General features: G+C 60.1%; 15 protein-coding genes. 8 read left to right on the top strand and 7 right to left on the bottom strand.

Going from position 1 to position 14,538, the window contains the following annotated elements; all coding sequences use genetic code 11:
- The first annotated feature begins 2 nt into the window (after positions 1 to 2).
- Positions 3 to 890, top strand: a complete 888-nt coding sequence (gene mmsB / locus AB4O35_RS01260) for a 3-hydroxyisobutyrate dehydrogenase (RefSeq protein WP_065880781.1) — start codon at positions 3 to 5, stop codon at positions 888 to 890.
- 48 nt (positions 891 to 938) lie between these two features.
- Here the strand turns inward: mmsB and AB4O35_RS01255 are convergent, their stop codons facing one another.
- On the bottom strand, positions 939 to 1,283 hold the full coding sequence (locus tag AB4O35_RS01255) for a cupin domain-containing protein (RefSeq protein WP_049711538.1): 345 nt from the start codon (positions 1,281 to 1,283) through the stop codon (positions 939 to 941).
- A gap of 285 nt (positions 1,284 to 1,568) precedes the next feature.
- On the opposite strand from AB4O35_RS01255, the gene kynB reads away from it, so the two are divergent.
- Both kynB and kynA read left to right on the top strand, forming a co-directional pair.
- The gene (gene kynB / locus AB4O35_RS01250) at positions 1,569 to 2,219 is read left to right on the top strand and encodes an arylformamidase (protein WP_065874661.1); all 651 of its coding nucleotides are present in this window, start codon (positions 1,569 to 1,571) and stop codon (positions 2,217 to 2,219) included.
- Positions 2,216 to 3,073, top strand: coding sequence for a tryptophan 2,3-dioxygenase (gene kynA / locus AB4O35_RS01245; RefSeq protein ID WP_065874662.1), 858 nt, complete (start codon positions 2,216 to 2,218; stop codon positions 3,071 to 3,073). Before kynB ends, kynA begins: the two co-directional genes overlap by 4 nt.
- A gap of 145 nt (positions 3,074 to 3,218) precedes the next feature.
- Here kynA and AB4O35_RS01240 read toward each other — a convergent pair whose 3' ends face one another.
- The 4 genes from AB4O35_RS01240 to antA all read right to left on the bottom strand — a co-directional run bounded on the left by AB4O35_RS01240 (position 3,219) and on the right by antA (position 7,659).
- On the bottom strand, positions 3,219 to 4,622 hold the full coding sequence (locus AB4O35_RS01240) for an amino acid permease (protein ID WP_065890048.1): 1,404 nt from the start codon (positions 4,620 to 4,622) through the stop codon (positions 3,219 to 3,221).
- Positions 4,623 to 4,694: 72 nt separating this feature from the next.
- Complete coding sequence (antC, locus tag AB4O35_RS01235; RefSeq protein ID WP_065945772.1) at positions 4,695 to 5,702, bottom strand: anthranilate 1,2-dioxygenase electron transfer component AntC; 1,008 nt, start codon at positions 5,700 to 5,702, stop codon at positions 4,695 to 4,697.
- 74 nt (positions 5,703 to 5,776) lie between these two features.
- Complete coding sequence (gene antB / locus AB4O35_RS01230) at positions 5,777 to 6,268, bottom strand: anthranilate 1,2-dioxygenase small subunit (protein WP_065874665.1); 492 nt, start codon at positions 6,266 to 6,268, stop codon at positions 5,777 to 5,779.
- Complete coding sequence (antA, locus tag AB4O35_RS01225) at positions 6,268 to 7,659, bottom strand: anthranilate 1,2-dioxygenase large subunit (RefSeq protein WP_065910238.1); 1,392 nt, start codon at positions 7,657 to 7,659, stop codon at positions 6,268 to 6,270. Before antA ends, antB begins: the two co-directional genes overlap by 1 nt.
- 312 nt (positions 7,660 to 7,971) lie before the next feature.
- Between antA and AB4O35_RS01220 the strand changes: the two genes are divergently transcribed.
- Positions 7,972 to 8,952 (top strand): AraC family transcriptional regulator, encoded by a 981-nt coding sequence (locus tag AB4O35_RS01220; protein WP_065874667.1) that lies wholly within the window; start codon positions 7,972 to 7,974, stop codon positions 8,950 to 8,952.
- A 133-nt stretch (positions 8,953 to 9,085) separates the two neighbouring features.
- Here AB4O35_RS01220 and AB4O35_RS01215 read toward each other — a convergent pair whose 3' ends face one another.
- A complete protein-coding gene (locus tag AB4O35_RS01215; protein WP_065880717.1) occupies positions 9,086 to 9,961 on the bottom strand; it encodes a LysR family transcriptional regulator in 876 nt (291 codons plus the stop codon).
- A 114-nt stretch (positions 9,962 to 10,075) separates the two neighbouring features.
- Here AB4O35_RS01215 and AB4O35_RS01210 point away from each other — a divergent pair, with 114 nt between their 5' ends.
- From AB4O35_RS01210 to catA, 3 genes are read left to right on the top strand one after another with little or no spacing between them, the layout of a single operon-like run.
- Positions 10,076 to 11,203: a muconate cycloisomerase family protein gene (locus tag AB4O35_RS01210; protein ID WP_065880718.1), complete on the top strand. Its 1,128-nt coding sequence runs from the start codon at positions 10,076 to 10,078 to the stop codon at positions 11,201 to 11,203.
- 12 nt (positions 11,204 to 11,215) lie between these two features.
- Positions 11,216 to 11,506 carry a muconolactone Delta-isomerase gene (gene catC / locus AB4O35_RS01205; RefSeq protein ID WP_065874670.1) on the top strand — a complete coding sequence of 97 codons (291 nt, stop codon included), beginning with the start codon at positions 11,216 to 11,218 and terminating at the stop codon, positions 11,504 to 11,506.
- 41 nt (positions 11,507 to 11,547) lie between these two features.
- Positions 11,548 to 12,477 (top strand): catechol 1,2-dioxygenase, encoded by a 930-nt coding sequence (gene catA / locus AB4O35_RS01200; RefSeq protein WP_065880719.1) that lies wholly within the window; start codon positions 11,548 to 11,550, stop codon positions 12,475 to 12,477.
- Positions 12,478 to 12,579: 102 nt separating this feature from the next.
- Here catA and AB4O35_RS01195 read toward each other — a convergent pair whose 3' ends face one another.
- Positions 12,580 to 13,053 carry an Lrp/AsnC family transcriptional regulator gene (locus AB4O35_RS01195; RefSeq protein ID WP_016974903.1) on the bottom strand — a complete coding sequence of 158 codons (474 nt, stop codon included), beginning with the start codon at positions 13,051 to 13,053 and terminating at the stop codon, positions 12,580 to 12,582.
- Between the two features lie 144 nt (positions 13,054 to 13,197).
- Between AB4O35_RS01195 and kynU the strand changes: the two genes are divergently transcribed.
- Positions 13,198 to 14,448 (top strand): kynureninase, encoded by a 1,251-nt coding sequence (gene kynU, locus AB4O35_RS01190; protein ID WP_065945773.1) that lies wholly within the window; start codon positions 13,198 to 13,200, stop codon positions 14,446 to 14,448.
- Positions 14,449 to 14,538: the final 90 nt, after the last annotated feature.

The raw sequence follows: 14,538 nt of genomic DNA, 5'->3' as shown, positions 1-14,538 counted from the left end.
CCATGAAGATTGCATTTATCGGCTTGGGCAACATGGGCGCGCCCATGGCTCGCAACCTGATCAAGGCCGGCCACGCGCTGAACCTGTTCGACTTGAACCAGACGGTGCTCAAGGAACTGGCCGAGTTGGGCGGCACTATCAGCGACTCACCGCGTGATGCGTCCAACGGCGCGGAGCTGGTGATCACCATGCTGCCGGCTGCAGCCCACGTGCGCAGCGTCTGGCTGAATGAAGACGGCGTACTCGCTGGCATCGGCAAGGGCGTACCCGCAGTGGATTGCAGCACCATCGACCCGCAAACCATCCGCGATGTGGCGGCTGCAGCGGCCAAGCAAGGCGTGGCCGTGGCTGACGCGCCAGTCTCTGGCGGCACGGGTGGCGCCCAGGCGGGTACGCTGACCTTCATGGTCGGCGCCAACCCGGAACTGTTCGCCACCCTGCAACCGGTGCTGGCGCAGATGGGCCGCAATATCGTGCATTGCGGCGACGTGGGCACCGGGCAAATCGCCAAAATCTGCAACAACCTGTTGCTGGGCATCAGCATGGTCGGCGTCAGCGAAGCCATGGCCCTGGGCGATGCGTTGGGTATCGACACGCAAGTGCTGGCGGGCATTATCAACAGCTCCACCGGGCGTTGCTGGAGTTCCGACACCTACAACCCATGGCCGGGCGTGATTGAAACCGCGCCGTCGTCCCGTGGCTACACCGGCGGGTTTGGTGCCGACTTGATGCTCAAGGATTTGGGCCTGGCCACTGAAGCGGCGCGCCAGGCCAAGCAGCCGGTGATCCTCGGCGCCGTGGCCCAGCAGTTGTATCAATCAATGAGCCAGCGTGGGGAAGGGGGCAAGGACTTCTCGGCGATTATCAACAGCTATCGCAAGCCCAAATAGGGCGTTTTCCGGGGGCCTGCCTGTGGCGGGCTCCCGGTTTTTTGCGGCTCAAGCAAACACAAAATACTTACGCACCGTCTCGACCACTTCCCACGTCCCCTTCATCCCTGGTTCCACCACAAAGATATCCCCAGCCCGCAAGTGAATCGGCTCCAGGCCTTCTGGCGTGATGATGCAGTAGCCTTCCTGGAAGTGGCAGTATTCCCACTTCACGTAGTCCACGTACCACTTGCCCGGTGTGCAGATCCAGGTGCCCATGATCTTGCTGCCGTCTTCGCTGGTGTAGGCGTTGAGGTTGACGGTGTGTGGGTCGCCTTCGAGCTTTTCCCATTTGCACGCGTCCAGGACCGGCAGGGGGTGGGTGTCGCGCAGTACGGTGATGGGCGTGGACATGATGACTCCAGGGCAGTGAATGGAAAGATCCACCCTAAGGCCTTGGGCGTTGCGCCAGTGGTCTGGACTCGACATTGGGATGCCCAGAAGCGCAGCTACCTGATGATCGTTGAATCACCGGCTCCCACAGGGGGGATGCTGTAAGGCTGAGCGATAGCTTTATGCGCCAATCCACCCATTCCTCGCAGTAAGTGCGAAAGATTTCCCGCTTCGCGCCAGAATTCGCAAGAAAATTCGCAGCAGGCCCTCGTATCATTCACCCCAGTACCCGTCGAGAGCCTTCAAATGAACCCAATAAAAACGTGGTGGGACATCAGCCCACCCTTGAGTACGGCGACCCCGACCTGGCCGGGCGATACGCCGTTCCAGGAAGAGCGCGTGTGGCAGTTCGGCCCGGAGTGCCCGGTGAATGTCGGGCGCATTACCTTGTCGCCGCACACCGGCGCCCATGTGGATGCACCGCTGCATTACAGCGCCGACGGTGCACCGATCGGTGAAGTGTCGCTGGACGTGTACATGGGGCCGTGCCGGGTGCTGCATTGCCTGGACAGCGGCGCACTGGTGCAGCCGCATCAGTTGGAAGGCCGTGTGGATAAGTTGCCCGAGCGTGTGTTGCTGCGCACTTATCCACAAGCGCCACTGACCCAATGGGATTCGAATTTCACCGCCATCGCCCCGCAAACCATCGAGCTGCTGGCCAGCCTGGGTGTGCGTTTGATCGGTATCGACACCCCGTCCCTGGACCCGCAGCAGTCCAAGACCATGGATTCCCACAACGCCGTGTTCCGCCATGGCATGGCGATTCTGGAAGGCATCGTGCTCGATGACGTGCCGGAGGGCGACTATGAACTGATCGCGCTGCCGCTGCGTTTTGCCAACCTCGACGCCAGCCCGGTTCGCGCCATTCTCCGCCCGCTCAAGGAGCCCACGCGATGAGCCAATGTCCTTTCTCGCCTGATTACCAACCCCCGGAAGAATGGCATAACGCCGAACTGAATTTTTCCGAGTCCATGAGCTACGGCGATTACCTGGACCTGGGCAAAGTCCTCAGCGCCCAGCACCCGCTGTCGCCGGACCATAACGAAATGCTCTTCATCATCCAGCACCAGACTTCTGAGTTGTGGATGAAACTGATGCTCCACGAGCTCAAGGCCGCCCGCGAACACGTGCGCCTGGGCGAGTTGCCGCCGGCGTTCAAGATGCTGGCGCGGGTCTCGCGGATCTTTGATCAATTGGTGCACGCCTGGGCGGTGCTGGCGACGATGACGCCGTCGGAGTACAAGGCCATTCGGCCGTTCCTCGGGCAGTCGTCTGGGTTCCAGTCGTTCCAGTACCGTGAGATCGAATTTATCCTCGGCAATAAAAGCGCGGCGCTGTTGCGGCCCCACGCCCATCGGCCGGAGCTGTTGAATGAGTTGAAAGTGGCGATTGCTACGCCATCGCTGTATGACGAGGCGATCAACCTGATGGTAAAGGCGGGTTTGGCGATTGACCCGAAACGTGCCGAGCGCGACCCGACGGCGGCGACGGTTCACGATGAATCCGTGGAGACGGCGTGGCGCGAGGTGTATCGCGATCCAAGCCGGTACTGGGATTTGTATCAGTTGGCCGAGAAATTCATCGACCTGGAGGATTCGTTCCGTCAGTGGCGCTTCCGCCATGTGACCACGGTGGAGCGGATTATCGGCTTCCAGCCGGGTACTGGCGGCACCGAAGGCGTGGGCTATTTGCGCAAGATGCTCGACACGGTGTTGTTCCCCGAGTTGTGGCGAGTACGCTCAACGCTCTAAACAAAAAGCCCCGGATTACCGGGGCTTTTCATTTGGAATGCAATCAAACCTGTGGGAGCTGGCTCGCCTGCGATAGCGGTATATCAGCTCGCACATTCAGCGACTGATACACCGCTATCGCGGGCAAGCCCGGCTTCCACAGGGATCACTGTGCGTTGACTACCGCGTTACTCCTGCGAACCCGCAACCGATAGGCCACATAGATAATCCCCACCCACACCGGCATCGCATACACCGACTTGTTAATCCCTGGAATCGCCAGCATCACGCTGATGATCATCACCATGAACGCCAGGCACAGGTAGTTGCTGAACGGGAACCAGAAGGTCTTGAACGACGGTGTCACGCCTTGCTCGCCCATGGCCTTACGGAACTTGATATGGGTGATGCTGATCAGCGCCCAGTTGATCATCAGCGAGGCAACCACCAGCGCAAACAGCAACTCCAGCGCACTCTGCGGCGCGACGTAGTTGACCACCACGCACAGCATCGTCACCAGTGCCGAAATCGCCAGCGCCCGCAGCGGCACGCCTTGCTTGTTGAGTTTCATCAACGCTTTTGGCGCATCGCCCTGCTCGGCCAGGCCGAACAGCATGCGGCTGTTGCAGTACACGCCGCTGTTGTACACCGACAGCGCCGCGGTCAGCACCACGAAGTTGAGGATGTGCGCAGCGGTGTCGTTGCCGATCAGCGAGAAGATCTGCACAAACGGGCTGCCGCTGTAGGCATCGCCCGACGCGCCGAGGGTTTGCAACAGTTGGTCCCATGGGTACAGCGACAGCAGCACGGTGAGCGCGCCGACGTAGAAGATCAGGATCCGGTAGACGACCTGGTTGATCGCTTTCGGGATCACTTTGCGCGGCTCGCTGGCCTCGGCGGCGGTGATACCCACCAGCTCCAGGCCACCAAACGAGAACATGATGAATGCCATGGACATCAACAGCCCCATGCCGCCATTCGGGAAGAACCCGCCGTGGCTCCACAGGTTGCTGACCGAGGCTTGCGGGCCGCCGGTGCCGCTGAACAGCAGGTAGCAGCCAAGCACGATCATGCCGACAATCGCCACCACCTTGATGATCGCAAACCAGAACTCGGTCTCACCAAAGAACTTCACGTTCAGGGTGTTTATCAGGTTCACCGCGACGAAGAACACCAAGGCGCTGACCCAGGTCGGGATCTCTGGCCACCAGAACTGGATGTACTTGCCCACGGCCGTCAGTTCGGCCATGCCCACCAGCACGTAGAGCACCCAGTAGTTCCAGCCCGCCAGGAAGCCTGCGTAGCCGCCCCAGTATTTGTGGGCGAAGTGGCTGAAGGAGCCGGCCACCGGCTCTTCGACGATCATCTCGCCGAGCTGGCGCATGATCAGGAACGCGATAAAACCGGCAATCGCGTAACCGAGGATCATCGACGGTCCCGCCGACTTGAGTACCCCGGCCGAGCCGAGGAACAACCCCGTGCCGATTGCCCCGCCCAAGGCGATCAACTGAATATGCCGGTTCTTCAGGCCACGCTTGAGGCCTACCGGGTTAACCATGTCATCCGCCATTAACATTCCCTTCTACTTGTTTTTCTCAGGGTTGATTGCACGCAGCACCAACCCCTCAGAAGTGCTGAGGGGTCAGATATTACTCTGCGTAAACTTTTCGTAATACAGCTGAACGCCATCAAGTGCCTGATCCGCCAGCCATTGTTGGATGGATTCGACCATTGGAGGAGGGCCGCACAGGTACATATCCGCCGATCTGTCCCGCCATTCGGCCAAGTCGAAATGCTCGGTCAGGTAGCCGCGCTTGCCGGGCCAATCCTCTGAGGGGGCGCTGAGGACTTCGGTGTAGCAGAAGTCCGCGATGCTTGAGGCGTAGGCCTGGATGCGCGCCGCTTCGCACAAGTCCTCGGCACCGCGCACGCCATAGTAGAGGTGCACGGGTTGGTCGCAGCCATTGGCGGCCAGTTCGTCGAGCATGCCCAGCAAAGCCGATAACCCGGTTCCGCCTGCCACCAGCACCAGCGGTTGGGTGACGTGGCGCAGGTAGAAGGCACCGAGTGGCGCCTCCATCAACAGCTCATCGCCAACCTGGCAGCGCTCGCGGATGTAGTTGCTCATCACCCCATCGGGCAACAGGCGGATCAGGAATTGCAGTTGATTGCCCGGAAGGTTGGCGAAGGAATACGACCGCCAACTGTCCGTGCCTGGCACCGACAGGCGTGCGTATTGGCCCGGCAGAAAATCCAGCGCTTGATCCAACTGCACCTGCAGGATCGCCGTACTCGCCGACACCTGCTGCACCGCGCTCACCGTGCCTCGCACCTGCACCGGACCGGGCGCATTGCACAGGCTTGAATCAAAGTCGAAATAGAACGTTGCGTCGGACTTCACCCGCGTCTGGCAACTGAGCATCTTGCGCTGTTGCAGATCGAGGCTCGACAGCGCTTCTTCGTCCACATAATCCTGGCTGTAATCGCCTGACTCGCAACGACCCTGGCAGGTGCCGCATACGCCTTCGCGACAGTCCAGAGGGATTTTGATGCCGTTGCGCAGCGCCGCGTCCAGCAGGACTTCATGGGCGCCCACGGGGAAAAACAAGGTCTTGCCATCGGCAAAACTGAAGGCCACTTTGTGATTCATCTGATTGTGCTCCAAACACCCCGTAGCAGCTGTCGAGCCTTGGCGAGGCTCGACAGCTGCTACGTGGGAGGTGTTCACAAGTGATAGAAGTCCAGCACCGAGTTGATGCTGTCGTTGAGCAGCAACGCGTGCTTGCGCGTAATCAACCAACTGTCGCCATGGGGCTTGAGGCTGTAAGTGGCCTGCCCGTAAAACTGCTCCGAAGTGGCCATCCGATAAAACAACGTGTGCCAGTTCAATCGCACTTCCAGCGCCCCACCCGCCTGCTCGGCAATCCGCACGTTATTGATCAGGTGCAGTGTGCGCGGCATGGGTGTCGCCGACGCCGCCTTACCCGTGCGCAACCGAAACACGCGGTCTTCCAGGCCCGAACGGTTGGCGTAATAGATCAACGACATCTCGCGCTTGGGGTCACGGGTGTAGACGTGTTCCGAGTCCCATTGCGGCAGGTGGAATTCACTCTGCGGATCGAACAGTTGCACATAGGCATCCCAGTCCTGGGCGTCGCACAGCTCGGATTTGCGGTAGAAAAACTGCTCTATCTGGTATTGCAGGTGCGCGTTCATCATTCCACCTCCCGCAGTTTCAGCGCTTGTCGGTCCAGGCCATCGAGCAGGAATTGCTGCCAGTTGCGATGCTGGTTCACGTAGAGGCCTTCGTGGGTGAACTCGGTGCCGGTCATGGCCGGTTGGATGCCGATGGCTTCGCTGTTGGGCGTGGGCCCGGTTGCCCAGCGATGGCTGCCGCGCGAGATATCGCTCCAGCGCTCCAGCCGGCCCTGGAAACCACGCTGGGCTTCGCGAAACTCCACCAGGTCGTCCGGCGTGCCCATGCCCGAAACGTTGAAAAAATCTTCAAACTGGCGAATACGGTTTTCGCGGTCGGCGTCCGACTCGTTTTTCACCCCCAGGCACTGGCTGATGATTTCGGTCTTGTTCCACGCCATCGGCCGGATAATGCGCAGTTGCGAGCTGATCTGGTCGAGGAAGAACAGGCTCGGGTAGATGTTCAGGTTGCGCAGGCGGTGCATCATCCACTCGGCCTTTTGCTGGCCGTGCTCTTCGACCAGGCGCGGCATGATGGTGGCGTAGCCGGAACGCACGCTGGGGTTGGGCATGTCGCTGAACAACAGGCTGTGGCCGTTGTTGAAGGCAAACCAACCGTCATCGGTGTTCGCGTCGCCGGCGCCGAGTTTGCTGTAGTCCAGAGTGGTGCCGGACGCGCTGCCGTTCTCGGTATTCACCTGTTGGCGGTGCTGCACCGTGGCCACGTAGTTGTAGTGCACGGTGCTGACGTGATAACCGTCCAGGCCGTTTTCGTTCTGCAATTTCCAGTTGCCATCGTAGGTGTAGGCGGACTTGCCCGGCAGCACTTCCAGCTCGCCGGTGGCGGACTGGGCGACCATCATGTCGAAAAACACTTTCGCATCGCCGAGGAAGTCTTCCAGGCTGTCCGTGCCCTTCACGTCCAGGCTGATAAACACGAACCCTTTGTAGCTTTCGATGCGGGCTTTTTTCAGGCCGCGTGTGGCTTTGTCGAAACCTTCCGGGTATTCCCCCGGCGCCTTGACCTTCACCAGCCGGCCATCGCTCTTGTAGCACCAGGCGTGGAATGGGCACGTGAAGGTCGACTGATTACCTTTGCCGACTCGCGTCAATGTGGTGCCGCGATGCTGACAGGCGTTGATCAGCGCGTTGAGCTGGCCGTCGCCATCGCGGGTGATGATCATTGGCTGGCGCCCGGCACGCATCGTCACGAAGTCGTGGTTGTTCGCCAGTTCGCTTTCGTGGCAGGCGTAGATCCAGTTCTTTTCGAAGATCAGTTCCATCTCCAGGTCGAACAGTTCCGGTTCGGTGAACATGTCGCGGGCGATGCGGAACACTTCATCTGCGGGGCGAAAATCCAGGCAGCTTTCGATAAAGCTTTTCCATTGCTCGACGCTTCTTGCACCACTCATGGGAGGCACCTTTTTGATTGGGGCTAAACGGTGGTTCATTAGAGGCAGCGGGGCAGGGCGCGGGCTATCCGCTTAATGGGGGAACCTGCGCCGGATAATTGGGCAGCAAATACCCAACCCGGTGCAGGCCGGTGACGGAATGCGCTACTGTCTTGCTGGACAATGGTCGGAAAAGTCGGTGTCTTATCCACTTAATCGACCATTGCTATCCACTCGCTGGCCATTGCGCTGGCGTGGCGCATTATTTGCTGTCGAACAACAACGACGCGCCGCCAGAGCGCGCAACAGCCTAACCGCCGTGGGTGCACCCTGATGAGCAGCCAAACGATTCAACGCTTCGACCTGGAAGGCGCCCGCAGCTGGATGTCCGGCATCTGCGGGCCCCATCGCCTGGCCACCGCCACGCCCGAACGCCTGCGTTTTCATCACAGCGCCAACGTGTTCAAGTCGCGCGCCACTACCTTGGGCGTGATCGAATACGGCACCGACGTGACCATCGACATCGAAGACGCCGAGCATTTCAGCAGCTATAGCCTGAGCCTGCCGCTGGTGGGCGAGCAGGAATTGAGCAAGAACGGCGAGCGCCTGAGTTCCAACCGTGACCAAGGGGTGATCATCTCGCCTAACGAGCACCAGGTGCTGGCGATTTCCGGTGACTGTCGCAAGTTGCAGGTGGTGATCACGCGCGCAGCGATGAGCGAGTCCCTGGAAGGGTTGCTGCATCGGCCGATTGAGGCGCCGTTGCGCTTTGAGTCGGTGATGGACGCGGTGGACGGCGCTTCAGCGTCGTGGTGGCGCATGGCGCGTTACTTCATTGCGGAGCTGGAACACGGCAGCGAGTTGTATGAGCAGGCTGCGTTCACCCGCGACCTGGAAAGTTCGTTGATTAAGGGCCTGATCCTGGCCCAGCCGAACAATTACTCCGAAGAACTGCGCGACGTATTGGGCGTGAAACTGCCGCACTACCTGATCCGTGCGCGCCAGTACATCCACGACAACGCTCGCGAAGTCGTGCACCTTGAAGACCTCGAAGCAGCTGCGGGGGTGTCGCGGTTCAAGCTGTTCGATGCGTTTCGTAAGTACTTCGCGCTGTCGCCGATGGCTTATTTGAAGAAATACCGGCTTTCTGCCGTGCGCCAAGAAATCCTCGAGCATGGCCCCACCCGTACGATCTCCGAGATCGCCTTGGGCTGGGGCTTTACCCACCTGGGGCGATTTTCGGCCGAATACCGAAAGCTGTTCGACGAATCCCCCAGCCAGACCCAGCAGCGCAAGCGCATGCGCAGTATCTGAAGACAATGAAGATCAAACTGTGGGAGCTGGCTTGCCTGCGATAGCGGTGGGCCAGCCGATAGATGTGCCAACTGACCAAGCGCTATCGCAGGCAAGCCAGCTCCCACATTGGATCCTCAGTGTTTGGGAGGGCTCAGATCAATTCTTCCACCAGTTGCAGGCAATGATTCAGTCCCGGCGACTGATCATTCACCCGTCGGCTGAGGATGATCGGCGACGTCGCCGTGGCTTCCACAATCGGCGTATAGCCGATATCCGCCCGGTGCAGCACCTGCACCGAAGCCGGCACCAACGTCACCCCCATCCCGGCGCCGACCAGCCCGATAGCGGTCTGCAATTCGTTGGTCCACTGCGCCACCTTGAGGCTCAAGCCATGGGCGTCGAACAGCGCAATCACGTGGTCGGCATAGCTGGGGCGCGGGTTGCCGGGGTAAAGCACAAACGGCTCGGCGGCCAGCTGAGTGAGGGTGGCGGGCGCGCCCAGCAAGGGGTGACCGGCGGGCAACACGGCGACCAGCCGATCCTCCACCAGCACACGCTGGACGATGGCCGGATCGTCGATACGAATCCGTCCGAACCCCACATCAATCCGCCCGGCCTTGAGCGCCTCGACCTGCTGCAAGGTGGTCATCTCCGACAGCCCCAATTCCAGCTCCAGCGCCTCATGACTGCGCAATCGCCGAATCAATTCAGGCAGCACGCCGTACAAGGTCGAGGGTGCAAAACCGATACCCAGCCAGGTCTTTTCACCCTGGCCGATGCGACGCGTGTTGTCGCAGACTTTGTTCAGTTGCTCCAGCAGCACATTGGCGTGCTCATAGAAGAACCGCCCGGCCTCGGTCAGCCGCAGCGGCCGGCCACGCTCCAGCAAAATCACGCCCAACTCATCCTCCAATTGCTGGATCTGCCGACTCAGCGGCGGCTGGGCGATGTGCAGGCGTTCGGCGGCGCGGGTGAAGTTCAAGGTTTCTCCCAGCACCTGGAAATAGCGCAAGTGACGCAGTTCCATGACGGCTCCTTTCATACCTTTAGGGTATTGGTCGAGACTAATTCTATATTGGAAGCCTCGAAAGATGCGGAACAGAATCGGCGCAACTCTAAAAAGAACCCAACGGGTATAGCCATGCCGATTTGCGCCATTGAGTCGATCGACACCGTCATCGTCGACCTCCCCACCATTCGCCCGCACAAGTTGGCGATGCACACGATGCAAAATCAGACGCTGGTGATCATCCGCCTGCGCTGCGCCGACGGTATCGAAGGCATCGGCGAAGCCACTACCATTGGCGGCCTGAGCTACGGCAATGAAAGCCCCGACAGCATCAAGGTCAACATCGACCGCCACTTCGCACCGCTGTTGATTGGCCAAGACGCGAGCAATATCAACGCGGCCATGTTGCGCCTGGAACGCAGCATTCGCGGCAACACCTTTGCCAAGTCCGGTATCGAAAGCGCCTTGCTCGACGCGCTGGGCAAACGCCTGAACCTGCCGGTCAGCGAGTTGCTCGGCGGCCGTGTGCGTGACGCGTTGCCGGTGGCCTGGACCCTGGCCAGCGGCAACACCGAAAAGGACATTGCCGAGGCAGAAAAGATGCTCGACCTGCGCCGCCACCGCATCTTCAAATTGAAGATTGGTGCGGGCGAAGTCAGCCATGACCTGGCCCATGTGATCGCGATCAAAAAGGCCCTGGGCGACCGTGCCAGTGTGCGTGTCGACGTCAACCAGGCGTGGGATGAAGCCGTGGCACTGCGGGCGTGCAAGGTGCTCGGCGACAACGGGGTCGACCTGATCGAACAACCGATCTCACGCAATAACCGTGGCGGCATGGCCCGGCTCAACCTGTCGAGCCCGGCGCCGATCATGGCCGATGAGTCCATTGAGTGTGTCGAGGATGCCTTCAACCTGGCCCGCGAAGGCGCGGCGTCGGTGTTCGCCCTTAAAATCGCCAAGAACGGCGGCCCCCGCGCAGTGTTGCGCACGGCTGCGATTGCCGAGGCGGCGGGTATTGGCCTGTACGGCGGCACCATGCTCGAGGGCGGTATCGGCACGCTGGCTTCTGCGCATGCCTTTCTCACGCTGAACAAACTGGCGTGGGACACCGAACTGTTCGGTCCGTTGCTGCTGACCGAAGACATCCTCACCGAGCCGCTGGTTTATCGCGATTTTCGGCTGCATGTCTCCAACGCACCGGGCCTGGGCCTGGCCATCGATGAGGAGCGCCTGGCGTTCTTCCGTCGTGACAAACACTAAGAGGCGTCTTCCATGTTGTTCCACGTAAAAATGACCGTGAACCTGCCCGTCGACATGAACCCCGAACGTGCAGCCAGCCTCAAGGCCGATGAGAAAGCCTTGGCGCAACGCCTGCAACAAGACGGCAAATGGCGCCACCTGTGGCGCATTGCCGGGCACTACGCCAACTACAGCGTGTTTGACGTCGACAGTGTGCAGGAACTGCACGACCTGCTGATGCAGCTGCCGCTTTACCCCTACATGGCTATCGAAGTGAATGCCTTGTGCCGTCACCCTTCGTCGATCCATGAGGATGACCGCTAGGCCGATGTTCAAACCAATAACTACAAGATGAGGAATGCACCATGTCCACCCGACTATCCCAGACTGCCCATGCCCAACAGTTTCTCGAAGAAGCCAGCGGCAACCTTAACGACGGCGGCAATCCACGCACTAAAGCGCTGATCTACCGGATCCTGCGTGACACCGTGAACATCATCGAAGACCTGGAGGTGACCCCGGAAGAGTTCTGGAAAGCGGTCAACTACCTCAACGAGCTGGGCAAAAACCAGGAAGCCGGTTTACTCGCCGCCGGGTTGGGCCTGGAGCATTACCTGGACCTGTTGATGGACGCCGCCGATGAAGAGGCCGGCAAGTCCGGCGGCACCCCGCGCACCATCGAAGGCCCGTTGTACGTGGCCGGGGCACCGTTGTCGAAGTACGAGGCACGGCTGGATGATGGCAAGGATGATGCGGTGCCGCTGTTCATGCGCGGGCAGGTGCGTGACATCGATGGCAAGCCGTTGGCGGGGGCGATTGTGGATGTGTGGCAGGCCAACACCGGGGGTACGTATTCGTGGTTCGACCCGACGCAATCCGAATTCAACCTGCGCCGTCGCATCGAGACCGATGCCCAGGGCAACTACCGTTTTCGCAGCATCGTGCCGTCGGGGTACGGTTGCCCGCCGAGCGGGCCGACCCAGCAACTGCTCGATCAACTCGGGCGTCACGGACAGCGGCCGGCGCATATCCACTTCTTTATCTCGGCGCCGGGGCATCGGCACCTGACCACGCAGATCAACCTGTCGGATGACCCGTACCTGCATGATGATTTTGCCTACGCCACGCGGGATGAATTGATTGCGCAGATTCGCTTCAGTGACGACCCGCAACTGGCGCAGGAGTTTGGCGTGGAGGGGCGGTTTGCGCAGATTGATTTTGACTTTGAATTGCAGGTGGCTGAGGCGCCGTTAGAGCAAAAGCGCATGCAACGCGTACGCGCCCTCGAAGACTAAACGCGGTTAAAAATGTGGGCGCTGGCTTGCCTGCGATAGCGGTGGCGAATGCACCATCGCTATCGCAGGCAAGCCAGCTTCCACAGGGTTTTGTGGTTGGCGCTATTTGCGGATGACCAGATCCAGCACCTCATCCCGATCCTTGATCTTCTGCAACACAATCTCCGAACGGATATCCATCACCCCCGCCGTGCGGTTCAAGTGGTTCACGATAAAGTCGGAAAAGTGCTTCAGATTCCTCGCCTGCACGCGCAGCACATAGTTGCTGGCGCCCGTGATCACATAGGCACTGGCGACTTCCGGCCAGCCCTGCACCTTCTTGATAAACGTCTCATGCCAATCCTCCACGTCCTGGCGTAACGACAGGTGGACGATGGCTTCCAGCTCGATTCCCAATTGCTCGGCATTCAGCACTGCGCGGTAGCCGCTGATGATTCCCTCACTCTCCAACAGGCGCAAACGGCGCAGGCAGGCGGAAGGCGACAAGGCAACTTTTTCCGCCAGCTCCTGGTTGCTGATACGGCCATCCTGTTGCAGGAAATGCAGGAGGCGCAGGTCGGTGGCGTCGAGAATCATGGTTAGAATAAATCCGCGTGTTTGGGGGTTAAATTCGAATTTCCTACAGCTTAATTAGCCTGTTACCTACCACTTTGCACGAAAATTCTCTAAAACTTCGTTCATTATTTGGTCCATTCTCACTTATAAAAACCAGGACAACCCATGACCACCCGAAGCCATTGCCAAGCCCTCGATGCGCAGGACCCGTTGGCGCCGTTGCGCCGTCAGTTCGCCTTGCCTGAGGGCGTGATCTACCTCGACGGCAACTCCCTCGGCGCGCGTCCGGTGGCGGCGCTGGCGCGGGCGCAGGCGGTGATTGCCGAAGAATGGGGCAATGGCCTGATTCGCAGCTGGAACAGCGCCGGTTGGGCGGAGTTGTCCCAGCGCCTGGGCAACCGCCTGGCGCCGCTGATTGGTGCGCATGACGGCGAAGTGGTGATCACCGATACCACCTCGATCAACCTGTTCAAGGTGCTCAGCGCGGCGTTGACTGTGCAACGTCAACGCCAGCCTCATCGCAAAGTGATCGTCAGCGAAGCGAGCAACTTTCCTACCGATTTGTACATCGCCGAGGGCCTGGCCGAGCTGCTGCAGCAAGGTTATTCCCTGCGCCTGGTAAACAGCCCGGACGAATTGCCCCAGGCCATCGACGAGGACGTGGCGGTGGTGATGCTCACCCACGTCAACTACAAGACCGGCCACATGTACGACATGCAGTCGCTGACCGCCCTGAGCCATGAATGTGGCGCGTTGAGTATCTGGGACCTGGCGCATTCGGCAGGTGCCGTGCCCATCGACCTGCATCAGGCCGGTGCCGACTATGCGATTGGCTGCACCTACAAATACCTTAACGGTGGCCCGGGCTCCCAGGCGTTTGTATGGGTCAACCCGGCGTTGGTGGATGAGGTGCGCCAGCCGTTGTCCGGCTGGTTCGGGCACAACCGCCAGTTCGCCATGGAGACGACTTACGCACCGAGCGCAGGCATCGCGCGTTACTTGTGCGGCACCCAGCCGATTACCTCGCTGGCCATGGTGGAATGCGGCCTGGAAATTTTTGCCCAAACCGACATGGCGAGTCTGCGCAGCAAATCCCTGGCCCTGACTGACCTGTTTATCGCCCTGGTCGAGGCCCGCTGCGGCGCCCATGGTCTGGCACTGATCACCCCGCGTGAGCACGCCAGGCGCGGCAGCCATGTGAGCTTTGAACACCCCGAAGGCTACGCAGTGATCCAGGCCTTGATCGCCCGTGGAGTGATCGGCGATTACCGTGAGCCGCGCATCATGCGCTTTGGTTTTACCCCGCTGTACACCCGCTTTACCGAGGTATTCGATGCGGTGGAAATCCTCGGCGACATCCTCGACAACCACACCTGGGACCAGCCGCAATACAAAGTCCGAAACAGCGTCACTTAAGCACAACCCAAATCCAATGTGGGAGCTGGCTTGCCTGCGATGACGGCAGTGAATTCACCATCGCCATCGCAGGCAAGCCAGCTCCCACAG

Source organism: Pseudomonas sp. H1_A03, assembly GCF_054685145.1.
The sequence above is the reverse complement of the archived record's forward strand: the minus strand, read 5'-3'. Positions and strand labels throughout refer to the sequence as shown.